The organism is Vibrio sp. J502, from assembly GCF_025397955.1.
In the GTDB taxonomy this organism is placed as follows: Bacteria; Pseudomonadota; Gammaproteobacteria; order Enterobacterales; family Vibrionaceae; genus Vibrio; species Vibrio anguillarum.
Window position 1 is genome coordinate 2,610,315 of sequence record NZ_CP104554.1, and the last position, 25,243, is coordinate 2,635,557.

The following is a 25,243-nucleotide window of genomic DNA, read 5'->3' on the forward strand; positions in this document are numbered from 1 at the left end:
CCCTAAACTCATGCTCATGCATCAGTCTGTCTAAAATTGGATATAAATGTCATGGGATTGCCCGTCTCTTTCGACTGTTAAGTTCATTTCGGTTAACTCAGAGACTGACTGAAAAATCTTATTCATGGCGTCCGGGTCCGTTAAATCCTGACCGTTTAACGCGATTGCGACATCGCCATCTTGTAGCCCTACCGACTCAAACAACTCAGGAGATTGCCCAGGGCTCACTCGGTATCCAAGCACTTTGTCATCACGTTTCACTTGCGACAAGCGTACATATTTAAAGATTTCTTGCGGATTGCTGGCAATAGCGGCGCGAATGTCATCCAACTTCTCTTCTGCAGACGCTGGGTTATTACCACGCACATTCGATGCAACAACGCGCTCAGGCGTTGCCACACTCGGTTTATGATAGTCAATTCCATCCAACATCAAGGTTTCATCGCGCCCTGAGTTATCAATAATAACGCGATCATTGAACACCGCTTTCAATTTGACACGGGTTCCTTCAATGACTTCGTTAACACCATAGGTCGCTTGACTACCACGATTTGCGATTACCGCTAGACTCTTACTCGGTTCATTGCTCGCCACCACTCCAACCAATAATAAGCTAAGGCTGGTTTTAGGTGCATCTTTGACCACAGGCTGTGCGGCTTCGACCTTCTGCTCGCTATAGCGACCAAATAAACTTCCTTGTTGTAAAGAAGAGAGATCAAGCGAACGCGCCGCATTCGGCGTTGATGCGATTGCTCTTGGAGACCAAGGCGTTATATCAACCGCGTTTTGCTGAATCAGCCACACCATTTTTCCTAGAATCCAAGCCGACGTGACCAGCAATACTAAGGTAAGAAATTGGCTGATTTGTTTCTGCCATTGCGGTATTTTTTGTAGCAAACCTGCTTGCCATAAGCGAGATGAGGTCATACTGCTAAAATCGATTCGCCTCAAAAGATGTCCTTACTGATATTTTCTTACTTCAACCATGATATTTCACATTCATGAGCCGTTAGCCAGACGAAAACCGGCGGATTGGCCTCAAACTATACTTCCATTTCATTTAAACTATGCTTCCATTTAAATGGAACAGATACATAAGACCGCGAAGATCGCGCTACAAAAACACATTAATATATCATAGGAGACATTCTCGTCATTTTTACTGACATTATTTTGTCGGGTAGCTTGAAAATCTGGAACCAAAACACCATTATAAAGGCCATAAAACGTACAAGACTAACTCCCTTTGAGGCACATTTGTAGTATGAGTTCTGCGACAGAGCAAATAAGATTGGATAAATGGCTATGGGCAGCACGATTTTATAAAACGCGGTCGATCGCACGCAGTATGGTCGATGGTGGTAAAGTCCATTATAATGGCCAACGCACCAAGCCAAGTAAAATTGTCGAGCTTGGGGCAACGATTACCTTGCGCCAAGGCCAAGAAGAGAAAATCGTCACTGTGATCAATCTGTTAGGGCAAAGGCGCAGCGCGCCAGAAGCACAAACCCTGTATTCGGAAACCGCAGCAAGCATCGCCAAACGTGCCCATCATGCCGAGCAACGTAAGCTCAACGCACACAACCCAAGCCCCGAACGCAGACCAGACAAAAAAGAGCGTCGTGACATCATTAAATTTAAACATCAATAAAAGCTGGACCATGTTCCGAGGAAATAGCTAAATGGCAAATAACATTTTAAATCGCTACTTATTTGAAGATCTATCCGTACGTGGCGAGTTGGTACAATTAGACGACGCGTATCAACACATCCTTTCGAGCCAGGAATATCCAGCCCCAGTACAAAAACTTTTGGGCGAACTGCTCGTCGCAACGACCTTGCTAACCGCAACGCTGAAGTTTGAAGGCTCAATTACCATGCAATTGCAAGGCAATGGCCCAGTTTCCTTAGTCGTTATCAATGGTGATAATGAACAGAAAGTGCGTGGTGTCGCACGCTGGAAAGGCGATATTGCCGATGATGCCGACCTACACACTTTGATGGGTAAAGGTCATTTAGTTATCACTATCGAGCCCAAGAAAGGCGAGCGCTACCAAGGTGTGGTCGGTTTAGAGGGTGATAACTTAGTGGAAGTGCTGGAAGGTTACTTCATCCGCTCTGAACAGTTGAAAACACGCCTTTGGATACGCATTGGTACGCAAGATGGAAAAGCCTGTGCCGCTGGCATGTTACTGCAAACTATTCCAGATGGAACGGGTACGCCCGATGATTTTGAGCACTTAGAGCAGTTAACTAACACCGTAAAAAACGAAGAGCTGTTCACCTTAGAAGCCACTGATCTGTTGTATCGCCTGTATAACCAAGAGAAAGTTCAGTTGTTCACCCCACAACCCGTGGAATTCCATTGTGGTTGTTCACGTGAACGCAGTGGGGCGGCCATCATCACAATAGGCAAAGAGGAAATTTACGACATTTTATCGTCTGAAGGATCCGTTTCTTTACATTGTGATTACTGTGGCACCAACTACTCATTTGAAGAGGCTGAGATCGCAACACTCTACGCACAAGCCTCCTCAGGAAGCGACACAATTCATTAATTTGCATGAATTAACAAGCACGAAGAAAACGTATCAGAGCCAGCTTTATGCTGGCTTTTTTTGTGATCAAAACCCAGCAAAATCAAGCCTTAAACAAACAGAATGGCGTACTTATTTTTTTAAAAGTATTAATCTTATTGATCTAGCGCAAAGGTTTGCGTACGCGATAAAATAGTTGCGCCAATATGTGACGGGACACCTAAAACCACAGGAGTGTCATGGGCAATTTTTGAACTGTGTCCCTGTTTTATCCCCCACCCGTTGCTAGCATGGTGAGCAGATAACAATTACAAACATTATTACAAAATCCCTACAAAATCTCTTACAAGGAGCACCTATGACCGTTATGGAACATACAAAGGCTGCACAACTAGACCTGACCAAATACGGAATAACCAACGTAGTCGAAGTGGTTCGCAACCCAAGCTATGAACTGTTATTTGCCGAGGAAACTCGCCCAGACCTTGAAGGCTACGAAAAAGGCGTCGTCACTGAACTTGGCGCTGTTGCCGTTGATACTGGCATTTTTACAGGCCGCTCACCAAAAGATAAATTCATTGTCAAAGATGACACCACACGCGATACCCTATGGTGGACATCTGAACAAGCGAAGAACGATAACAAACCGATTAACCAAGAAGTATGGAATGATCTAAAAGCACTAGTGGGTCGTCAACTATCCGCTAAACGTCTATTCGTTCTTGACGGTTACTGTGGTGCCAACGCAGATACGCGCCTTTGCGTGCGCTTCATTACTGAAGTGGCGTGGCAAGCCCACTTCGTCAAAAACATGTTCATTCGCCCAACAGAAGAAGAGCTAGCTAACTTCGAACCTGATTTTGTGGTCATGAATGGTGCCAAATGCACCAATGACAAATGGCAAGAGCAAGGCCTGAACTCAGAAAACTTCACTGTGTTTAACTTAACGGAAAAAATGCAGTTGATCGGCGGTACTTGGTACGGCGGTGAAATGAAGAAAGGGATGTTCGCAATGATGAACTACTTCCTTCCACTGCAAGGTATTGCTTCAATGCACTGCTCAGCCAACATGGCTAAAGATGGCGATGTGGCGATTTTCTTTGGCCTATCTGGCACAGGAAAAACCACACTCTCTACCGATCCAAAACGCGCGTTAATCGGCGATGACGAGCACGGCTGGGATGATGATGGTGTCTTTAACTTTGAAGGCGGTTGCTACGCGAAAACCATCAAGCTCTCCAAAGAAGCCGAGCCTGACATCTACAACGCGATCCGCCGTGATGCGCTACTGGAAAACGTCACAGTACGTAGCGATGGTTCGATTGACTTTGATGATGGTTCTAAAACCGAGAATACTCGTGTTTCTTATCCTATCTACCACATCGAAAACATCGTTAAGCCTGTATCGAAAGGTGGTCACGCCAATAAAGTGATCTTCCTATCTGCGGATGCATTTGGTGTGCTTCCACCAGTCTCTAAATTGACTCCAGAACAAACCAAGTATCACTTCTTGTCTGGCTTTACGGCAAAACTAGCGGGTACTGAACGTGGCATCACCGAACCAACACCAACCTTCTCAGCCTGTTTTGGCGCAGCGTTTTTAACGCTCCACCCAACACAATATGCCGAAGTGCTGGTAAAACGTATGGAAGCAGCTGGTGCTGAAGCTTATCTAGTCAACACGGGTTGGAACGGCAGCGGTAAACGCATCTCGATTCAAGATACCCGCGCCATCATTGACGCTATCTTAGATGGTTCGATTGAGAAGGCAGCAACCAAGCATATTCCAATCTTCAATCTTGAAGTGCCAACCTCACTACCTGGTGTAAACCCAACCATTCTCGACCCACGCGATACTTACGTGGATCCTCTACAATGGACAAGCAAAGCCGAAGATCTCGCCTCGCGCTTTATCAATAACTTTGCCAAGTATACTGATAACGCAGAAGGTAAAGCATTAGTGGCCGCAGGCCCACAACTCGACTAAAACTGATAAGTCAGTAGCAAGCCCCTTTGATAAGGGGCTTTTTTTGTTGCTGCGTGAGGTAATTTGTTTCACTCTGTCGCAGGTAACGGTTTACGAGTAAGGACACCATGAACAAGGCTTTGGCATTGCTGATTGCGATCATCGCGCTATTTCTCACTTTCATGCTGGGTATGTTTGCACTGCTACATACCTCTTATGCTACTCCCGTTGCTCAAACTCTCGTTGAACGACTTTTGAAAGGAAACGTGACGTTTCAATCTCTTCAATACCAGTATCCTTTGCATTTTCAGTTCAACCAATTAACACTGCGGCAAAATAAGCAGTACATCCCGATAGAGCAAGCCGATATTTGGCTCAGCCCACAGCTCATTCGCGACCAAAAAATCGCCGTTGATAGCGTGCTACTTAGTGGTATCAGTCTACAAAATGGCCTTCCTACCGATTTGCGATCATGGCCCATTTCGGTGAGCCAAATCGCGCTCAATCACGCCGACATCGCCCAACAAGGTTGGCTAGCGCGCGGTGTTAACCTACAGATTAAAAATCCACATTGGTCGGATGATCCAACAGCTCTGCCTTTCGGCGAGATACAACTCTCAGCTGAACAATTTTATTGGCAAGGAGAAGCGCTGAATAACCTACTGCTCGATATGGATTACAAACCTGCCAACAGCACCGTCTATGGGCTCTCGTTGTCATGGCGCGGCGCGGCTATTTCAGGTCAAGCCGAGCAGTATCCTCAAGGTTGGTCGCTGATCAATGTGACACTGGAAAAACTCAATCTTAGCCGAGATATGAGTCATTCCTTACGCCAATCGGGTTGGTTTCAGCTCTTTGACAAAATAGACCATATCAATAGCTTAGATATTTTAAACAGTCAGATCGAGCTTGCGGATATCAGCTTGCGTAACGTCGATATTTCGCTGGAGAACATTTATCCACACAGCAATATTTGGCAGCAGCAACAAGGTAAGTTCTCGCTGCAAGCCGACGATGCAACTTGGCTAGGTCAGCAGTGGGTGGAGCCGACCTTTAGCCTGCGCACCGAGCCGGGTAAACTGATCATTGAGGATTTTAGTAGTGAATTTAAGCAAGGTGATATTCAATGGGCGGGTGTTATCACCCCAACCTCAGCATCGCTGCAACAGCTCACTATACGCGGTGTAAAATGGGTGAGCGAAAGCAAAGATGATTTTACGTCGCTGAGCCAGCATTGGCCGTGGGTTGATAACCTCACCATCGAGCAACTCACCATCGCCAATAGCCAACTCATTCAATTATTTGCGCCACCTTATTGGCAATTGTCTGGTGTCCATGCCAAAGGGAAGCAGTTAACTCTCGTAAAAGAAAAACGCTTGGGATTGTGGCAAGGCACGCTCAATATCAGCGCAAACAGCGCCAGCTACGATTCACTATTGAGCACGCAAAGCGTCGTTGAGATGCGCAGCGAGCAAGGCCAATGGTACCTAGATCGTTTATTCATGCCGTTAGAAAACGGTTATATCGATGCCACTGCGCGTTGGAATTTCCAAACGTTAAGTCAGCCTTGGCAAACCAACATTCATGCCGATGGGCTACCGCTAGCGGTGCTCAATAAAGTCACCCAGCTTCCCTTTACCATAGAGGGTCTCAGTGAATTGGAAGCGCAGGTCAACGGCCTCGCCGGAGACTACGCCACCTTCGCCCACTCCCTCACAGGTGAAGCAACGCTCAATATTCGACAAGGCATATTAACGCTAAGCGATCCTGAGCAAAACCTCAACCATGAGCCGTTTACGCTCGAAGGTTTAGTCATTCACTCAGACAGAGGGCGGATGATGATTAATACAACGCCGCTGGTTGGAAAGACGCTCAAGGCAAACCTTGATGGTCACGTGGATTTGGTCAAGTTGGAGAAAGGACAACTTAACCTTAACCTCCAACAGATGTGCCGTGAGATGCACTTCGAACTGCTCCACAACACACAGCACACCATCTATTCGTGTGATCCAGAAACCGACACTTACTCAGCCGATGATGCGGCGGCTAACAATGCCTTGTAATTGGGGTTCAACATATAGGTTCCCGTAAATTCAACGGCGGGTTTACCGCCACTGGTGATAGTGACATTGACGACGATACGCGCTTTACGTCCACTGGCTAAACGATCTAAATCGCCACTAATGCCATCCAATGAAGTGAAGGCTAAAGGGTTATGCACCACAGGGTGACGATAGCGGATGCGGCTATCAACCAAAACAATATCGCCATTCAGGCTTCGCTCACGCATCAGCAACCATGCCATTCCCCATCCGGTCAAGGTGGCAAGGGTAAATGCCGAGCCTGCAAATAAGGTGTTGTGTGGGTTCAAATTCGGATTGAGCTGAGCGCTGCACTCAAATTGGTAGCCCGTATATTGAGTCACCTTAATGCCCATTTTTTCGCTGATAGGAATGTGCGTGGCCCAGCGTTCTTGCAGTTCAGTACACCATTCAGGTTTGCGAATCACATTGGCCATGGGATCAAGCGGTTTGATCATTTGTTGATGTCGAACCGGACCGCGTTCATCATTGAGCGAGCCCCGGCGTTCAAAACCGTTCTTTTCATAAAATGCAATCGCATCTTCACGGGCGCTACAGACTAGGCGCTTTGCACCTTCTTGACGAGCCAGCGACTCTAGCGCCACCAGCACCAAAGAGCCCATACCTTTATTGCGACGGCTACTTTTAACCGCCATATAGCGAATTTGCCCTTCGCAATCTGGCGTAATGTACAAGCGACCAATGGCAATCGGTCGGTTACGACCATCGACAATCATCCTGTGGTGGCTCATGCCATCATACTCATCGCGCTCCGAGCCGATCGGTAGATGCCACGGCTCACGCAGCATTTGCCAGCGAAAATGGTAGTATTTATTCAGTTGGTTGTCGGTACTTGGCGTAATCAGTTTAAACATTTGGTTATCCCTAAATCACAGCCTCTCATACTCCGCATGATCCCAACGAAGGAGGCTCTATCCATTTCTTTATTAAACCTGAAGCCAGAATGTCACTGGGCCATCATTAATCAGCGAGACTTTCATATCTTGTGCAAAGCGGCCACGCTGAGTTGGCAAAATGTGCTCACACAAATCCGAAAAGTAATCATACAGACGCTCAGCATCAGCAGGGTGTGCACCTTTTGAAAATCCGGCACGCGTCCCCTTTTTGGTATCGGCTGGCAATGTAAATTGAGACACCACTAAAACCTGACCGTTCACTTGTTGCACGTTCAAGTTCATTTTTCCCTCTTCATCTTCAAACACGCGGTACTGAGTCACGCGTTCGACTAGACGTTTGGCCTTTGCCTCATCGTCATCTCTTTCGACCCCAAGTAGCACCAGTAAGCCTTGATTGATTTCGCCAACCACTTCCCCATCAACACGTACCGCCGCTTCACTCACTCTCTGGATCAACGCTATCACTCTGATTTCCCTTTATCATTTGCTCGGAGATAGGCAATGAGTTTAGCATTTCTTGCTCATTGCTCCAGTGCTCTTTTTCACCCAAAGTCGCCGTCACCTCCGCCCCAACGAGCACAATCATCCAGCATAAGTAGACCCACACAAACAGGATAGGGATCGCCGCCAGTGCGCCGTAAATCAGTTGATAGGAGGGAAACTGAGTAATATAAGCAGCAAACCCTTTTTTACTGAACTCAAATAAAATAGCCGCCACCATTGCCCCGACCAAGGCGTGTGAAAGATGCACTTTTTTATTCGGCACCAGCAGGTACAAACCGACAAAAGCAGAGAATGACAAAATAAAAGGTAGCCAGCGCAGCAACAAATTATAAGCACCAGAGAGTGCTTCGCTGTCAATAATCTTGAGTGAGGTAATATACGAGGTTGCCGCAATACTCGCGCCGACTAAAATTGGCCCGAGCGTAAGAACCATCCAATACATTGAAAAAGAGAGCACCATGCGCCGTTTATCTTTAACTCGCCAAATGTAGTTTAAATTCTTGTCAATATTAGAAATCAGCATTAAAGCTGCAACGAATAAAAATACCCCGCCCACGGCCGTCATCTTACCTGTATTCGCGATAAATTCGAGCAACGCCTCTCGCACTACATCGCCTGCGGCAGGCACAAAATGGGTGATCACAAAATCTTGAATAACCATACCGACATTGGCAAAAATAGAAAATGAGGAGAGAATTGATAACAGCACGGTAAGCATAGGTACGATCGACAACAACGTGATATAAGCCAAATAGCCCGCATTAACATTGACGCGGTCATGATCCATCCGGCTGAGTAAATAACGCGTAAACAGTAAACATTGTTTGCCAAGCTTTTTGATTTTCAAATGCCTTCTCCCTGCTTATTTTTATCATCAATCACCATTCTATACCTAAAACTGACTATATTGCAGATAAGCAAAGGGCGAGAAGTACACTCCTCGCCCTTAGATTAACTCGTTAACTTATACCATGACGGTATTAGCCACGGCTTGCACGTTTACGATCATTCTCAGTCAAATGACGTTTACGGATACGAATGCTCTGTGGGGTCACTTCCACTAGTTCATCGTCGTCAATAAACTCAAGTGCTTGCTCAAGTGTAAACTTGATTGCAGGTGACAATACTTGCGCTTCATCAGTACCAGAAGCACGAACGTTTGTCAGCTGCTTGCCTTTCAGGCAGTTCACTGTTAGGTCGTTAGAACGGTTGTGGATACCGATCACTTGGCCTTCGTACACTTCATCTGCGTGCTCAGTAAATAGGCGACCGCGCTCTTGTAGGTTGAACAGAGCGTAAGTCAACGCTTTACCTGTCGCGTTAGAGATCAACACGCCGTTGTTACGTTGACCAATGTTACCGCCTTTGTGTAGGCCGTAATGATCAAACGTATGGTAAAGCAAACCTGAACCTGAGGTTAAGGTCATGAATTCTGTTTGGAAACCAATCAAACCGCGAGAAGGCATCATGAAATCAAGACGCACACGGCCTTTGCCGTCTGGAGTCATGTTCGTCAGCTCACCTTTACGTAGGCCGATTTTCTCCATCACGCCGCCTTGGCTCTCTTCCATCACATCGATCGTTACGGTTTCGAACGGTTCCATTTTCTGGCCGTCTTCTTCCTTCAAAATAACTTCAGGACGAGAAACCGCAAGTTCAAAGCCTTCACGACGCATGTTCTCAATCAGGATTGATAGGTGAAGTTCACCACGACCTGAAACGCGGAAGCGATCTGGGTTGTCGGTTTCTTCAACACGCAATGCTACGTTATGAACAAGCTCTTTTTGCAGACGCTCAAGGATATTACGTGAAGTCACGTATTTACCTTCTTTACCTGCAAACGGTGAGGTATTGACTTGGAAAGTCATGGTCACTGTCGGTTCATCAACGGATAGTGGCACCATGGCTTCAACACAGTTTTGGTCACAAATGGTGTCTGAAATTTTCAGTTCACCTAAACCTGTTACCGCAATGATGTCGCCAGCGTTAGCTTGTTCAACTTCGTTACGCTCAAGGCCAAGATAGCCCAGAACTGTACCAACTTTACCGTTACGTTTCTTACCATCAGCGCCGACGACTGTTACTTGTTGGTTCGCTTTTACGCTACCACGAGTCACACGACAAACACCGATAACACCAACGTAAGAGCTGTAATCAAGTTGAGAAACTTGCATTTGTAGTGGGCCATCAAGGTCAACTTGTGGTGACTCTACATTGTCAACGATCGCTTGGAACAAAGGTTCCATGTTTTCGCCAACTTCGCCTTCGTTAAGTGTCGCCCAACCGTTCAGTGCAGAGGCATAAACCACTTTAAAGTCGAGCTGCTCATCTGTTGCACCAAGGTTGTCGAACAGGTCGAACACTTGATCCATAACCCAATCAGGGCGAGCACCAGGACGGTCAATTTTGTTAATAACAACGATTGGTTTCAAACCGTGAGCAAAGGCTTTTTGTGTTACGAAGCGAGTTTGTGGCATTGGGCCATCAACCGCATCAACAATCAGCAAAACAGAGTCAACCATTGACATGATACGCTCAACTTCACCACCGAAGTCGGCGTGTCCTGGAGTATCTACGATGTTGATACGGAAATCATTCCAGTTAATGGCTGTATTTTTTGCAAGGATAGTGATACCGCGCTCTTTCTCGATATCGTTCGAGTCCATGACCCGCTCTTCCGTATTACCGCGAGACTCTAACGTACCTGACTGTTGCAGCAGTTTATCAACCAACGTTGTTTTACCGTGGTCAACGTGTGCGATGATCGCGATATTTCTTAATTTATCAATCTGTGGAGTAGCCATGGATTTTGCTTCACTTATTAAGGGAGTAACTCGCTTCGGCATGAGGCCGCAACGAGCATAGAACTTGATTAAAAAAACGGTCAATAATGTACCAGATTTTGGCGAAAAACCTAGAAATATGTGATCTATCGCGCTGATTTTCGCTCACCACAAGCTTAGTCCGCTACTTGCTTTAAAACAAATTGCATCAAAATGGACTAAATCAGCATTGACAAGCCTAGTAAACCTAGGCTGAATAGTGTGCGCTTTGGTAGTTAATGGTGCAACATAAAACTCAAGGCACCAAAATAGTGCAAATAAGGATCTTTTTGGTGCAGAGAAGCATTTAAATTCGACAAAGAACAACCAAAGCACTTGAAATTAAAGGATTAATTTAATTGGCACGAATTTAGCTTTATTAGAAACAGCATCGATTAATAAGTTTAGAATGAAATTAATCAATGCTAGTTTCAATTCGATTCGGGCCATTACCGCTTTAATAACACTGGAGGTTATCCAAGATGTCAGTAGAAAACGTTCTATCGCTGATCCAAGAAAACGAAGTTAAGTTTGTTGACCTGCGCTTTACCGACACGAAAGGCAAAGAGCAACATATCTCTATTCCTGCTCATCAAGTCGACGCAGACTTCTTCGAAGAAGGTAAGATGTTCGATGGTTCATCCGTTGCTGGCTGGAAAGGAATCAATGAGTCTGACATGGTGATGATGCCTGATGCATCAAGTGCAGTTCTTGACCCGTTCACAGAAGACGCAACACTTAACATTCGTTGTGACATTCTAGAGCCTGCAACCATGCAAGGCTACGATCGTGACCCACGCTCTATCGCAAAACGCGCAGAAGATTACATGCGTTCAACAGGTATCGCAGACACCGTTCTTGTCGGTCCAGAGCCAGAGTTCTTCCTTTTTGATGACGTGAAATACACCAACAATATGTCTGGTGCCTCATTCAAAATTGATGATATCGAAGCGGCTTGGAACACTGGCGCTGAAATTGAAGGTGGTAACAAAGGTCACCGCCCTGGTGTGAAAGGTGGTTATTTCCCTGTTGCACCGGTTGACTCATCACAAGACATCCGTTCAGCCATGTGTTTGATCATGGAAGAGATGGGCCTCGTCGTTGAAGCTCACCACCATGAAGTAGCGACCGCAGGTCAAAACGAAATCGCCACGCGCTTTAATACGCTAACCACGAAAGCCGATGAGATCCAAATCTACAAATACGTGGTGCACAACGTTGCGCACGCCTTTGGTAAAACAGCAACCTTCATGCCTAAGCCTCTTGTTGGCGACAACGGTTCAGGTATGCACGTTCACCAATCTCTTGCAAAAGATGGTGTAAACCTATTTGCTGGTGACAAGTACGGCGGTCTATCTGACTTAGCGCTTTACTACATTGGCGGTATCATCAAGCACGCGCGTGCCATCAACGCATTTGCTAACCCATCAACAAACTCGTACAAGCGCCTTGTCCCTGGGTTTGAAGCACCGGTAATGCTAGCTTACTCGGCTCGTAACCGTTCTGCGTCTATCCGTATTCCAGTAGTACCAAGCCCGAAAGCACGTCGTATCGAAGCTCGTTTCCCAGATCCAGCAGCGAACCCATACCTAGCGTTTGCCGCTCTTCTAATGGCTGGTCTTGATGGTATCAAGAACAAAATCCATCCAGGAGAAGCGATGGATAAAGATTTGTACGACCTACCAGCAGAAGAAGCCGCTGAGATTCCAAAAGTAGCCGAGTCACTTGAAGTGGCACTAAAAGCACTGGATGAAGATCGTGAATTCCTGACCGCTGGCGGCGTATTCTCTGATGATTTCATCAACTCATACATCACGCTAAAAGCAAAAGATGTAGAACGCGTCAACATGGCCGTTCACCCACTAGAATTTGAATTGTACTACTCGGTATAATTCTTAGCTTTAGTACAAAATGTAACTTAGGTTACGGATTTATTAGGCTCGCCTCGCAGGTGAGCCTTTTTCATATTTGGGGTTAATTCCGAACGTCGTAACATTAGCGTTACAACAATAACGGCACTCAAAAGCCGATACCCTTAACGTGAAAACATCTCTATATAGGGGGATGCCTGTGAATCTGATCCGAACTTTACTCCTAACACTCATCATGCTTTATTCCGCGACTTCAATTGCACAAAACGTCTATACGTGGGTGGATGCGAACGGCGTGTTGCATCTTAGCGATGTCCCACAAGATAAGGGAGCAAAGCAAATTTCGATTCCTGATTTTCAGGCCGATGCGCCTGAGCCAACCTTTGAAAACTCTCACCCCGTCACTAACCTTACCAAAGAGCTGCCACTGGAAAAATCCGCAACCCATGTCAACAAAATAGAACCGCTAACCATTGCAATTCGCTCTCCGGCTGACGATGAAACCTTACGCAGCAATGCGGGCGTTATTTCAATCAACGCCGAACTCAATCGCAACTTAACCGTCAGTGAACAGTTGCAATTGGTCATGAATGACAAGGCCTATGGCGCCCCCGCCACTCAACCTACTTGGACGCTGAAAAATCTAGATAGAGGAACGCATCGCTTTTTAATTCAAGTAGTTGTAAACGGCAAGATTATTGCATCGTCTAACCCTGTGACGGTGCATTTACATCGAGCCAGCATCAAGTGATGAACTCTTCGCCAATAAGCTCGATATAACAACAGGTTTCACTTTTTCTTCTGACACCGATGCGCCATACTTAGCCATGCAATGCACCAAAGTTGTGCATTGCATCATTTGGGAACACGGACAAGGATGAAAACGTGAATTGTGAGCTAAGCCAAACGATTTTAAATAATATCGTTACCGCCACCTTGATGCTCGATGAGTCTCTTTGTATCCGTTATGCCAATCCAGCGGCTGAACAACTCTTCTCCCAAAGTGCTAAGCGAATTATCAACCAACCACTGTCAAAACTCATCCAGCACGCTTCTCTTGATTTAGCGCTGCTTTCTCAGCCGTTGCAAAGTGGCCAAAGTATTACTGATAGCGATGTTACGTTTGTGGTCGATGGTAAGCCACTGATGCTGGAAGTGACCGTGAGCCCTATATCTTGGCAACGCGAGCTGATGCTTTTGGTCGAAATGCGCAAAATTGGCCAACAACGACGGTTAACACAAGAGCTCAATCAGCACGCCCAACAGCAAGCGGCAAAGCTCTTAGTTCGCGGGCTGGCGCATGAAATTAAAAACCCATTAGGTGGGCTACGCGGCGCGGCGCAACTGCTAGAAAGAATGTTGCCGGACCACAGTCTCACTGAGTACACCCAAATTATTATTGAACAAGCCGATCGACTGCGCGCGCTCGTTGATCGTTTGCTCGGCCCACAAAAACCGGGCAAGAAGTGCTCTGAAAATCTCCATGTAATTTTGGAAAAAGTCCGCCAATTGATTGAGCTAGAAGCCAGCACACACTTGGTGATTGAACGAGATTATGACCCCAGCTTGCCCGATATTTTGATGGATACCGATCAAATCGAGCAGGCATTACTGAATATCGTCAGCAATGCGGCACAGATTTTATCTCATGATCCGCATGGTAAAATCACACTTCGCACCAGAACAGTGCACCAAGCCAATATTCACGGACAGCGCCATAAGTTAGTGGCACGCATAGAAATCAGCGATAACGGCCCAGGCATTCCTACCGAATTACAAGACACACTGTTTTACCCCATGGTCAGCGGCCGTGAAGGTGGGACGGGGCTGGGTCTTTCTATCTCACAAAACCTGATCGATCAGCACAATGGAAAAATCGAGGTTGAAAGCTGGCCAGGTCGAACCACATTTACTATTTATTTACCCATTTGACCGCTGTCAGATTGGGTTTGCTGCTAAGGAATAAACATTATGAGTAAAGGATACGTTTGGGTGGTGGACGATGATAGTTCGATCCGCTGGGTGATGGAAAAAACGCTCTCATCAGCCAACATAAAATGCGAAACGTTTTCCGATGCCGAAAGTGTGTTACTGGCGCTAGAAAGAGAAACGCCCGATGTGCTCGTTTCCGATATTCGCATGCCGGGCATGAATGGTATTGAGCTGCTAAACCAAGTTCATTCACGATCTCCTGAGTTGCCCGTCATCATCATGACTGCCCACTCAGATCTTGATGCCGCGGTGAATGCCTATCAAAAGGGTGCCTTTGAGTATCTGCCTAAACCTTTTGATGTCGATGAAACCCTCACCTTGGTTGAACGTGCCATTGCGCATAGTCAGGAGCAGCGCAAAGAACAATCCAATCAACAGATTGGCGTTGATAGTACACCGGAAATCATTGGAGAAGCCCCTTCAATGCAAGAGGTATTTCGGGCGATTGGCCGTTTATCACGTTCCTCAATCTCAGTCTTGATCAATGGTGAATCAGGAACCGGGAAAGAGTTAGTCGCTCACGCGCTTCATCGCCATAGCCCACGCGCCCAAAAACCGTTTATTGCCCTCAATATGGCCGCAATTCCAAAAGATCTCATCGAGTCAGAACTGTTTGGTCATGAGAAAGGAGCATTCACTGGTGCAAACAGTGTCCGCCAAGGGCGTTTTGAGCAGGCCAACGGGGGCACTCTATTCTTAGATGAAATTGGCGATATGCCGCTCGACATTCAAACTCGGCTACTGCGTGTTTTAGCCGATGGTCAGTTTTACCGAGTAGGAGGGCATTCAGCAATCAAAGTGGATGTCCGCATTGTCGCCGCTACTCACCAAAACTTAGAAAAGCTCGTTCATCAAGGAAAGTTTCGTGACGACCTTTTTCACCGTCTCAATGTCATTCGTATTCATATCCCAGCACTGCGTGAACGAAGCCAAGATATAGAAAAACTGACCAAGCACTTTCTCGCCTCTGCAGCAAAAGAATTAGGCGTAGAAATGAAAACGCTGCATCCTAAGAGCATTGAAATTTTGAATCGTCTTGAATGGCCGGGAAACGTACGACAACTTGAAAATATGTGTCGCTGGTTAACGGTAATGGCCAGTGGCAGCGAGGTGCTACCCAGTGATCTTCCTCCCGAATTATTGTCGGAAAAGAAAAATAGTGACTTTGATAGTGCTATAAGTTGGCAACAACAACTCGCAAGTTGGGCTAAATCTTCATTGGCTTCAGGAGAAACAGAGCTGCTTTCTTATGCACTTCCTGAATTTGAACGCATACTTTTGGAAGCAGCACTTCATCACACCAATGGTCACAAACAAGACGCAGCTAAGGTGCTTGGGTGGGGGCGCAATACGTTGACAAGGAAGTTAAAAGAACTTTACTGATAATTTTTTAATGATCAGGTGCAGTGATTCACTTTCTGGCACAATGCAATCACCCACCACCTTGCGTGTTTTACCGATAATTTGTATGGATGCAGAAGACACGACATGTCATTTACGAATCAAATAACGTTGAAAACAGCCGTTGTTCTACCATTTGTTATGATTTTCCTCATAACGATTGGAGTGATTGTGGGTGTACAAAAATACAGTTATGAAGAGATGGTTGATGACATTAGCAGCAAGCAGCTTTCATCATTAAATGCCAATGTAGAGCAGCGACTGATCAGTTTTCTCGATGAACCTTTTCAAGCCAGCCTCGCTTTAAGCCACACGATCGGCTTTAGTCAGTTCTATTCTGCGGACGATGTCAGTAAAGTAGAAGGATATCTGCTTGCCAGTTTTGAAACGCTTTATCGACCGCTAGAACAAATTGATGTGATCGGATTTGGTGGCGAACAGGCGGAGTACGTGGGCTTTCGCAAAGAGATTGGTGATAGTTTTACCTTGATGGTGAAAGATAATCGAACTCAGCAAAACTTGGTGATCTACTCAGGAAAAACCATCAATCAAGATATTCGCTCCACCATTGCCGATTATGATCCAAGAACTCGCCCCTGGTATACTCCTGTTGCACAAAGTTTAAGCCCAAGTTGGTCGCCAATCTACACTAATGTTGATGAACGCCAAGAGATCACGCTCTCTGCTTTAGCACCCGTTTTCTCTATGAACAAGTTCATCGGTGTTTTGGTGACTGATGTAAAAATCGATACGTTCAATGCGTTTCTGGCCTCACTGCAACAGAAAACTCATGCCAACGTGTATATTATTGATCCAGAAAAAAGATTGGTAGCTCACTCCAATACCAGCACCGTTGTCTCTTGGGGGACCGAACTGTCGGCAAAAGGAGAGCGACTACTGGCTATCGAAAATGCCAACCCAGTGATCCAAGCCAGTGCACATTATATTGATAACCATGACAAAATGCTGTCAGCAACACTCAACAAATTCGAAACGGTAGTTGATGGCACCCGCTATTTTAATCATCTCACTCCCTTTAAAGATAAACATGGCATCGAATGGTTTATTGGCGTCTCGATTTCAGAAACCGATCTACTTGGTCGATTGCCAGAAAACCAACAAAACAGTTGGATTATTGGCAGCATTGTTAGCCTTATCGGCATCGGTATAGGGCTCATTGCCTTTAATAGAATCACCACTCCAATTACCGCTACCGCGGCGGCTGCTCAGCATCTAGCAAAAGGGGATTGGGAAAGTAACATGCCGAAAGCTGGCAATATTTATGAAACGAGTTTGCTTGTTTATTCATTCAATGAAATGGCCAACAACCTAAAAGCCTCATTTAAGGCATTGCATTCCCAATTGATCTACGATTCCCTAACCAAGCTCTATAGCCGTGAAGGTTTAATTGATAACTTTAGTCAATCAAATCAAATTAATGGCAGCCTATTGCTTATCGGTATCGATAAATTCAGAGATATTAATGACAGCTTGGGACATCAGCAAGGTGACTTACTATTACAAATTATTGCTGAAAAATTACGCACACTATTTGCAAGCACCTCATGTATTGCTCGTACAGGTGGTGATGAATTCGCTATTTACATCCCCTCTTTACAACAAAAGAATGAAGCCCAATCCGCGGCTAACAGCATATTACAAATGTTTGCTGTCCCATTCTCAATGCATAATGAAAAAGTGGTCGTCAATGCCTCCATTGGCATCGTACTCCCTAATGACACACTCCATACTATGGCGCTATGGTTACGTAATGGTAGCATCGCACTCAGCCACGCCAAACAAGAGCGCTCAAGGATCTGCTATTACTCTCCAGAGATGGACGATGTTTCTCGTAAACGTACGCAAATGCTCACTCAAATTAAGCTTGCCATAGAGAACAAAGAATATATTCCGCATTATCAACCAATTGTAAACTTATCAACGGGAGATATCATCGGAGCTGAAGCCTTGGCACGCTGGGTGACACCAAGCGGTGATATCATTCCTCCCTTGGAATTCATTCCTATCGCTGAAGAAAGCGGCTTTATTGGCCTGATTGGTGAGCAAATCTTGTACCAAGCGTGTTTTGATACGATGCAAGGCATCAAGATGGGTAAATGGGGATCGACGTTTAAAATGCACGTCAACCTCTCAGTGAACCAGCTATCTCAACCTCAGTTTGTTCATGAACTCAAAGCGACTTTGGAAAGAACGGGGCTTGAACCCAATAACCTCGCTTTAGAGATCACAGAATCAAGAATTGTTGATAACGACCCAGTTATTTTAGCAAACATGAACAAACTCAAAGAGCTGGGCATCCATATCGCGATAGATGATTTTGGTACCGGATACAGCTCCCTTTCTTATTTGCATCAACTTCCATTCGATTGTTTAAAAATAGACAGGGCGTTTGTATCGCAGCTCGAACAGACAAATCTCAGTAGCTCAGTCGTTGCGGCAATCATCAACATGACTCGTGGGTTTAATGTCGAAATTGTGGCAGAAGGTATTGAAACCAAAGAGCAAGTCCATCTCCTAACCATGCTTAACTGCACTCAGGGACAAGGCTTTCTGTTTAGTAAAGCTATCCCTTTTAACGAATGGTCAACAGATATGGTAAACATAAAAGCCAAATAAACAGAATTGGGTGATTTAATACTCTTTGCTAGCTGACACTGGCCACATTGATTTTTATACTTGATGCCATACACACTTTCGGAAAAACATAATGATAACTAAAAATCTACCGCTTACTGATTTGCATCGCCATCTTGACGGCAACATTCGAACCAAAACTATCTTAGAACTAGGGCAACGATTTGGTGTAGCGCTGCCAGCTGGCAACATAGAAGAGCTCACACCTCATGTACAAATCGTCGAAGCAGAACCATCATTGGTCGCCTTTCTATCAAAACTTGATTGGGGAGTTGCCGTATTGGGTGATCTCGATGCTTGCCGAAGAGTCGCCTACGAAAATGTCGAAGATGCCTTAAATGCTCAAATTGATTATGCCGAGCTGAGGTTCTCTCCTTACTATATGGCTATGAAACATCAACTGCCTATCGCTGGCGTTGTTGAGGCTGTAGTTGATGGGGTACAAGCGGGCGTTCGAGACTTCGGTATTCAGGCTAACCTAATAGGAATTATGAGCCGCACTTTTGGCACCGATGCTTGTCAGCAGGAGCTAGACGCTATTTTGACTCAAAAGCAGCACATTGTTGCAGTCGACTTAGCGGGCGATGAACTTGGGCAGCCGGGCGAGCGATTTATTTCTCACTTTAAACAAGTACGAGATGCAGGACTAAGAGTTACAGTACATGCTGGAGAGGCGGCGGGGTCAGAAAGTATGTGGCAGGCAATTAAAGAGCTAGGCGCAGAACGCATTGGACACGGAGTAAAAGCCGTCCATGACCCTAAGCTAATGGATTATCTTGCCAAACATCGTATTGGCATTGAGTCTTGCCTAACGTCAAACTTCCAAACGAGCACAGTAAACTCTCTTGCTCATCATCCTATAAAACAGTTTTTAGAGCATGGGATACTTGCTTGTTTAAATACTGATGACCCAGCGGTTGAAGGTATTGAACTTCCATATGAATATGAAGTTGCAGCACCTCAAGCGGGTCTTTCTCAAGAGCAGATCAGACAAGCGCAAATTAACGGATTAGAATTAGCCTTTCTTTCAGACTCAGATAAAAAAGCACTGTCAGCCAAAGCCGCTTTGCGTAGCTAAATCTCCTGAACCATGTCTCTCTAGCCGATGTTTAATACATCGGCTTTTTTATACCTAAGACATAGAGACCGAAAAGAATAAGAATAGATTGAACAAAGTATAGCTACCACACGACGGTCCTGAGAGTGATAAAAAATAAAATGCTATTTTTCTCAAACGAAAAAAGCCCAGCTATTACTAGCAGGGCTTCTTAATAAGTGGCGGAGCGGACGGGACTCGAACCCGCGACCCCCGGCGTGACAGGCCGGTATTCTAACCAACTGAACTACCGCTCCGCAGCGTGTCTGGTTAGACAATATTCAAAGCCTGGCGATGTCCTACTCTCACATGGGGAGACCCCACACTACCATCGGCGCTGTTGTGTTTCACTTCTGAGTTCGGCATGGAATCAGGTGGGTCCACAACGCTATGGTCGCCAAGAAAATTTCTTAATTCGGAAAGCTGTTTCGTTCTCATTCACACATTCAATGTTCTTCCATTGAGTCCACAAAACCCCTTCGGTGTTGTATGGTTAAGCCTCACGGGCAATTAGTATTGGTTAGCTCAACGCCTCGCAGCGCTTACACACCCAACCTATCAACGTTCTAGTCTCGAACAACCCTTTAGGACACTTAAAGTGCCAGGGAAGACTCATCTCAGGGCTCGCTTCGCGCTTAGATGCTTTCAGCGCTTATCAATTCCGAACTTAGCTACCGGGCAATGCCATTGGCATGACAACCCGAACACCAGCGGTTCGTCCACTCCGGTCCTCTCGTACTAGGAGCAGCCCCCTTCAATCTTCCAACGCCCACGGCAGATAGGGACCGAACTGTCTCACGACGTTCTAAACCCAGCTCGCGTACCACTTTAAATGGCGAACAGCCATACCCTTGGGACCGACTTCAGCCCCAGGATGTGATGAGCCGACATCGAGGTGCCAAACACCGCCGTCGATATGAACTCTTGGGCGGTATCAGCCTGTTATCCCCGGAGTACCTTTTATCCGTTGAGCGATGGCCCTTCCATTCAGAACCACCGGATCACTATGACCTACTTTCGTACCTGCTCGAACCGTCATTCTCGCAGTTAAGCGGGCTTATGCCATTGCACTAACCTCACGATGTCCAACCGTGATTAGCCCACCTTCGTGCTCCTCCGTTACTCTTTGGGAGGAGACCGCCCCAGTCAAACTACCCACCAGGCACTGTCCGCAACCCCGATGAGGGGCCTACGTTAGAACATCAAAACGACAAGGGTGGTATTTCAAGGTCGACTCCACGCAATCTAGCGACTGCGCTTCTAAGTCTCCCACCTATCCTACACATGTAGGTTCAATGTTCAGTGCCAAGCTGTAGTAAAGGTTCACGGGGTCTTTCCGTCTAGCCGCGGGTACACTGCATCTTCACAGCGATTTCAATTTCACTGAGTCTCGGGTGGAGACAGCGTGGCCATCATTACGCCATTCGTGCAGGTCGGAACTTACCCGACAAGGAATTTCGCTACCTTAGGACCGTTATAGTTACGGCCGCCGTTTACCGGGGCTTCGATCAAGAGCTTCGACCTAAGTCTAACCCCATCAATTAACCTTCCGGCACCGGGCAGGCGTCACACCGTATACGTCATCTTGCGATTTTGCACAGTGCTGTGTTTTTAATAAACAGTTGCAGCCACCTGGTATCTGCGACTCTCGTCAGCTCCATCCGCGAGGGACTTCACCAATAAGAGCGTACCTTCTCCCGAAGTTACGGTACCATTTTGCCTAGTTCCTTCACCCGAGTTCTCTCAAGCGCCTTGGTATTCTCTACCCGACCACCTGTGTCGGTTTGGGGTACGATTGCTTATAATCTGAAGCTTAGAGGCTTTTCCTGGAAGCAGGGCATCAATGACTTCACTGCCGTAGCAGCTCGACGTCGTGTCTCAGCCTAACAAGAAACCGGATTTACCTAGTCTCTTAGCCTACGCACTTGAACCAGGACAACCGTCGCCTGGCCCACCTAGCCTTCTCCGTCCCCCCATCGCAATTATAAGCAGTACGGGAATATTAACCCGTTTCCCATCGACTACGCTTTTCAGCCTCGCCTTAGGGGTCGACTTACCCTGCCCCGATTAACGTTGGACAGGAACCCTTGGTCTTCCGGCGGGGAGGTTTTTCACCCCCCTTATCGTTACTCATGTCAGCATTCGCACTTCTGATACCTCCAGCATGCTTTACAACACACCTTCAACGGCTTACAGAACGCTCCCCTACCCAATACAGTAAACTGTATTGCCGCAGCTTCGGTTTACTACTTAGCCCCGTTACATCTTCCGCGCAGGCCGACTCGACCAGTGAGCTATTACGCTTTCTTTAAATGATGGCTGCTTCTAAGCCAACATCCTGGCTGTCTGAGCCTTCCCACATCGTTTCCCACTTAGTAGTAATTTGGGACCTTAGCTGGCGGTCTGGGTTGTTTCCCTCTCCACGACGGACGTTAGCACCCGCCGTGTGTCTCCCGGATAGTACTTACTGGTATTCGGAGTTTGCAAAGGGTTGGTAAGTCGGGATGACCCCCTAGCCTTAACAGTGCTCTACCCCCAGTAGTATTCGTCCGAGGCGCTACCTAAATAGCTTTCGGGGAGAACCAGCTATCTCCGAGTTTGATTGGCCTTTCACCCCTAGCCACAAGTCATCCGCTAATTTTTCAACATTAGTCGGTTCGGTCCTCCAGTTGATGTTACTCAACCTTCAACCTGCCCATGGCTAGATCACCCGGTTTCGGGTCTATATCCAGAGACTGAAGCGCCCAGTTAAGACTCGGTTTCCCTACGGCTCCCCTATTCGGTTAACCTTGCCACTGAATATAAGTCGCTGACCCATTATACAAAAGGTACGCAGTCACACCACGAAGGTGCTCCTACTGCTTGTACGTACACGGTTTCAGGTTCTATTTCACTCCCCTCACAGGGGTTCTTTTCGCCTTTCCCTCACGGTACTGGTTCACTATCGGTCAGTCAGTAGTATTTAGCCTTGGAGGATGGTCCCCCCATGTTCAGACAGGATAACACGTGTCCCGCCTTACTCGATTTCACTTATAATGATGGAACAGTTACGGGGCTATCACCCTTTATTGCGCCACTTTCCAGAGGCTTCACCTGCATCATTAAAAGCTTAAGGGCTAGTCCAATTTCGCTCGCCGCTACTTTCGGAATCTCTGTTGATTTCTTCTCCTCGGGGTACTTAGATGTTTCAGTTCCCCCGGTTTGCCTCCTTACCCTATGTATTCAGGTAAGGATACGTGCTTATGCACGTGGGTTTCCCCATTCGGAAATCGTAGACTCAAGTGGCTGTTACTGCCTAATCTACGCTTATCGCAAGTTACTACGTCCTTCATCGCCTCTGACTGCCAAGGCATCCACCGTGTACGCTTAGTCACTTAACCATACAACCCGAAGAAGTTTCGTGTTGTAGACAAGTCACCAAGGTTGTCTCTCATTATTTGAATGAGCGAGAGACGTTTGATTTTGCCGGACTCAATTTTGAAAACTTACCGAAGTAAGCTTTCCCAAGAACACTTGAATGTGTTTGGTATCAATACGTTAAACGCATTGATGTTGAGAACTTTTATTTGATAACAACAAACACGTTCGTTGTTATCAGTCAGCTTTCCAAATTGTTAAAGAGCACGATTTGACTTTCTACTAAAGAAAGAAACCATTTTTAAAGATTCTCGTAAGAACATTTAAAGATGGTATCCCGTAGGGGAGTCGAACCCCTGTTACCGCCGTGAAAGGGCGGTGTCCTAGGCCTCTAGACGAACGGGACACTAAGTAAGAATGTTTGGGAACATCCTCGTCTCTTAAACTGTATAAACCATCAATCTGTGTGGACACTCATCAGTGTAATCTTCGTATAAGGAGGTGATCCAGCGCCAGGTTCCCCTAGCGCTACCTTGTTACGACTTCACCCCAGTCATGAACCACAAAGTGGTGAGCGTCCTCCCCGAAAGGTTAAACTACCCACTTCTTTTGCAGCCCACTCCCATGGTGTGACGGGCGGTGTGTACAAGGCCCGGGAACGTATTCACCGTAGCATTCTGATCTACGATTACTAGCGATTCCGACTTCATGGAGTCGAGTTGCAGACTCCAATCCGGACTACGACGCACTTTTTGGGATTCGCTCACTATCGCTAGCTTGCTGCCCTCTGTATGCGCCATTGTAGCACGTGTGTAGCCCTACTCGTAAGGGCCATGATGACTTGACGTCGTCCCCACCTTCCTCCGGTTTATCACCGGCAGTCTCCCTGGAGTTCCCGACATTACTCGCTGGCAAACAAGGATAAGGGTTGCGCTCGTTGCGGGACTTAACCCAACATTTCACAACACGAGCTGACGACAGCCATGCAGCACCTGTCTCAGAGTTCCCGAAGGCACACCTGCGTCTCCGCTGGCTTCTCTGGATGTCAAGAGTAGGTAAGGTTCTTCGCGTTGCATCGAATTAAACCACATGCTCCACCGCTTGTGCGGGCCCCCGTCAATTCATTTGAGTTTTAATCTTGCGACCGTACTCCCCAGGCGGTCTACTTAACGCGTTAGCTCCGAAAGCCACGGCTCAAGGCCACAACCTCCAAGTAGACATCGTTTACGGCGTGGACTACCAGGGTATCTAATCCTGTTTGCTCCCCACGCTTTCGCATCTGAGTGTCAGTATCTGTCCAGGGGGCCGCCTTCGCCACCGGTATTCCTTCAGATCTCTACGCATTTCACCGCTACACCTGAAATTCTACCCCCCTCTACAGTACTCTAGTGAACCAGTTTCAAATGCGGTTCCGAGGTTGAGCCCCGGGCTTTCACATCTGACTTAATCCACCACCTGCATGCGCTTTACGCCCAGTAATTCCGATTAACGCTCGCACCCTCCGTATTACCGCGGCTGCTGGCACGGAGTTAGCCGGTGCTTCTTCTGTCGCTAACGTCAAATGATGCTGCTATTAACAACACCACCTTCCTCACGACTGAAAGTACTTTACAACCCGAAGGCCTTCTTCATACACGCGGCATGGCTGCATCAGGCTTGCGCCCATTGTGCAATATTCCCCACTGCTGCCTCCCGTAGGAGTCTGGACCGTGTCTCAGTTCCAGTGTGGCTGATCATCCTCTCAGACCAGCTAGGGATCGTCGCCTTGGTGAGCCATTACCTCACCAACTAGCTAATCCCACCTAGGCATATCCTGACGCGAGAGGCCCGAAGGTCCCCCTCTTTGGCCCGTAGGCATCATGCGGTATTAGCCATCGTTTCCAATGGTTATCCCCCACATCAGGGCAATTTCCTAGGCATTACTCACCCGTCCGCCGCTCGCCACCTAAGGAACAAGTTCCTCTGTGCTGCCGCTCGACTTGCATGTGTTAGGCCTGCCGCCAGCGTTCAATCTGAGCCATGATCAAACTCTTCAATTAAAGTT

15 protein-coding genes, 2 tRNA genes and 3 rRNA genes are annotated in these 25,243 nt (G+C 46.8%); 10 read left to right on the forward strand and 10 right to left on the reverse strand.

The features are described 5' to 3' along the window. Positions 1-30: 30 nt before the first annotated feature. On the reverse strand, positions 31-927 hold the full coding sequence (gene gspC / locus N5E84_RS12070) for a type II secretion system protein GspC (RefSeq protein ID WP_231140402.1): 897 nt from the start codon (positions 925-927) through the stop codon (positions 31-33). A 337-nt stretch (positions 928-1,264) separates the two neighbouring features. On the opposite strand from gspC, the gene hslR reads away from it, so the two are divergent. From hslR to N5E84_RS12090, 4 genes are all read left to right on the forward strand, one after another. Continuing rightward, a complete protein-coding gene (gene hslR, locus N5E84_RS12075) occupies positions 1,265-1,651 on the forward strand; it encodes a ribosome-associated heat shock protein Hsp15 (RefSeq protein ID WP_026028320.1) in 387 nt (128 codons plus the stop codon). Between the two features lie 31 nt (positions 1,652-1,682). After that, a complete protein-coding gene (hslO, locus tag N5E84_RS12080; RefSeq protein WP_013855441.1) occupies positions 1,683-2,558 on the forward strand; it encodes an Hsp33 family molecular chaperone HslO in 876 nt (291 codons plus the stop codon). 337 nt (positions 2,559-2,895) lie between these two features. Continuing rightward, positions 2,896-4,524, forward strand: coding sequence for a phosphoenolpyruvate carboxykinase (ATP) (pckA, locus tag N5E84_RS12085; protein WP_013855443.1), 1,629 nt, complete (start codon positions 2,896-2,898; stop codon positions 4,522-4,524). A gap of 107 nt (positions 4,525-4,631) precedes the next feature. After that, positions 4,632-6,566 (forward strand): AsmA family protein, encoded by a 1,935-nt coding sequence (locus tag N5E84_RS12090; protein ID WP_019282849.1) that lies wholly within the window; start codon positions 4,632-4,634, stop codon positions 6,564-6,566. Here N5E84_RS12090 and N5E84_RS12095 read toward each other — a convergent pair. The 4 genes from N5E84_RS12095 to typA all read right to left on the reverse strand — a co-directional run bounded on the left by N5E84_RS12095 (position 6,527) and on the right by typA (position 10,809). After that, entirely contained in the window at positions 6,527-7,459 is a 933-nt protein-coding gene (locus N5E84_RS12095) for a bifunctional GNAT family N-acetyltransferase/hotdog fold thioesterase (RefSeq protein ID WP_019282850.1), read from the reverse strand. The genes N5E84_RS12090 and N5E84_RS12095 overlap by 40 nt on opposite strands. A 72-nt stretch (positions 7,460-7,531) precedes the next feature. After that, complete coding sequence (dtd, locus tag N5E84_RS12100) at positions 7,532-7,966, reverse strand: D-aminoacyl-tRNA deacylase (protein WP_013855445.1); 435 nt, start codon at positions 7,964-7,966, stop codon at positions 7,532-7,534. After that, complete coding sequence (locus N5E84_RS12105; RefSeq protein WP_017045688.1) at positions 7,938-8,852, reverse strand: virulence factor BrkB family protein; 915 nt, start codon at positions 8,850-8,852, stop codon at positions 7,938-7,940. Before N5E84_RS12105 ends, dtd begins: the two co-directional genes overlap by 29 nt. Positions 8,853-8,985: 133 nt before the next feature. Further along, positions 8,986-10,809 carry a translational GTPase TypA gene (typA, locus tag N5E84_RS12110; RefSeq protein ID WP_010319743.1) on the reverse strand — a complete coding sequence of 608 codons (1,824 nt, stop codon included), beginning with the start codon at positions 10,807-10,809 and terminating at the stop codon, positions 8,986-8,988. 500 nt (positions 10,810-11,309) lie between these two features. On the opposite strand from typA, the gene glnA reads away from it, so the two are divergent. The 6 genes from glnA to add all read left to right on the forward strand — a co-directional run bounded on the left by glnA (position 11,310) and on the right by add (position 19,824). Then, positions 11,310-12,719 carry a glutamate--ammonia ligase gene (gene glnA / locus N5E84_RS12115; protein ID WP_017043509.1) on the forward strand — a complete coding sequence of 470 codons (1,410 nt, stop codon included), beginning with the start codon at positions 11,310-11,312 and terminating at the stop codon, positions 12,717-12,719. A 148-nt stretch (positions 12,720-12,867) separates the two neighbouring features. Continuing rightward, entirely contained in the window at positions 12,868-13,449 is a 582-nt protein-coding gene (locus N5E84_RS12120; protein ID WP_019282852.1) for a DUF4124 domain-containing protein, read from the forward strand. A 134-nt stretch (positions 13,450-13,583) separates the two neighbouring features. Then, a complete protein-coding gene (gene glnL / locus N5E84_RS12125; RefSeq protein ID WP_029388366.1) occupies positions 13,584-14,630 on the forward strand; it encodes a nitrogen regulation protein NR(II) in 1,047 nt (348 codons plus the stop codon). Positions 14,631-14,669: 39 nt separating this feature from the next. Beyond that, entirely contained in the window at positions 14,670-16,073 is a 1,404-nt protein-coding gene (gene glnG / locus N5E84_RS12130; protein ID WP_019282854.1) for a nitrogen regulation protein NR(I), read from the forward strand. 81 nt (positions 16,074-16,154) lie between these two features. Beyond that, positions 16,155-18,728, forward strand: a complete 2,574-nt coding sequence (locus N5E84_RS12135; protein WP_019282855.1) for an EAL domain-containing protein — start codon at positions 16,155-16,157, stop codon at positions 18,726-18,728. A gap of 91 nt (positions 18,729-18,819) precedes the next feature. After that, a complete protein-coding gene (add, locus tag N5E84_RS12140; RefSeq protein ID WP_017049395.1) occupies positions 18,820-19,824 on the forward strand; it encodes an adenosine deaminase in 1,005 nt (334 codons plus the stop codon). 198 nt (positions 19,825-20,022) lie between these two features. On the opposite strand, the gene N5E84_RS12145 is transcribed toward add, so the two are convergent. The 5 genes from N5E84_RS12145 to N5E84_RS12165 all read right to left on the reverse strand — a co-directional run bounded on the left by N5E84_RS12145 (position 20,023) and on the right by N5E84_RS12165 (position 25,238). Further along, a tRNA-Asp gene (locus N5E84_RS12145) sits at positions 20,023-20,099 on the reverse strand. A 29-nt stretch (positions 20,100-20,128) separates the two neighbouring features. Then, positions 20,129-20,244 (reverse strand): 5S ribosomal RNA (gene rrf, locus N5E84_RS12150). A gap of 87 nt (positions 20,245-20,331) precedes the next feature. Next, positions 20,332-23,222: ribosomal RNA gene (locus tag N5E84_RS12155) — 23S ribosomal RNA — on the reverse strand. 307 nt (positions 23,223-23,529) lie between these two features. Beyond that, a tRNA-Glu gene (locus tag N5E84_RS12160) sits at positions 23,530-23,605 on the reverse strand. An 88-nt stretch (positions 23,606-23,693) separates the two neighbouring features. Beyond that, positions 23,694-25,238: ribosomal RNA gene (locus N5E84_RS12165) — 16S ribosomal RNA — on the reverse strand. Together the 16S, 23S and 5S rRNA genes with 2 tRNA genes alongside form the textbook arrangement of a ribosomal RNA operon. Positions 25,239-25,243 lie beyond the last annotated feature (5 nt).

Coding starts and splice junctions, on each gene's coding strand:
- N5E84_RS12095 (WP_019282850.1), bottom strand. CDS start 7,459: ATGTTTAAACTGATTACGCCAAGTACCGACAACCAACTGAATAAATAC.
- hslR (WP_026028320.1), top strand. CDS start 1,265: ATGAGTTCTGCGACAGAGCAAATAAGATTGGATAAATGGCTATGGGCA.
- gspC (WP_231140402.1), bottom strand. CDS start 927: ATGACCTCATCTCGCTTATGGCAAGCAGGTTTGCTACAAAAAATACCG.
- pckA (WP_013855443.1), top strand. CDS start 2,896: ATGACCGTTATGGAACATACAAAGGCTGCACAACTAGACCTGACCAAA.
- typA (WP_010319743.1), bottom strand. CDS start 10,809: ATGGCTACTCCACAGATTGATAAATTAAGAAATATCGCGATCATCGCA.
- N5E84_RS12090 (WP_019282849.1), top strand. CDS start 4,632: ATGAACAAGGCTTTGGCATTGCTGATTGCGATCATCGCGCTATTTCTC.
- glnG (WP_019282854.1), top strand. CDS start 14,670: ATGAGTAAAGGATACGTTTGGGTGGTGGACGATGATAGTTCGATCCGC.
- glnA (WP_017043509.1), top strand. CDS start 11,310: ATGTCAGTAGAAAACGTTCTATCGCTGATCCAAGAAAACGAAGTTAAG.
- hslO (WP_013855441.1), top strand. CDS start 1,683: ATGGCAAATAACATTTTAAATCGCTACTTATTTGAAGATCTATCCGTA.
- add (WP_017049395.1), top strand. CDS start 18,820: ATGATAACTAAAAATCTACCGCTTACTGATTTGCATCGCCATCTTGAC.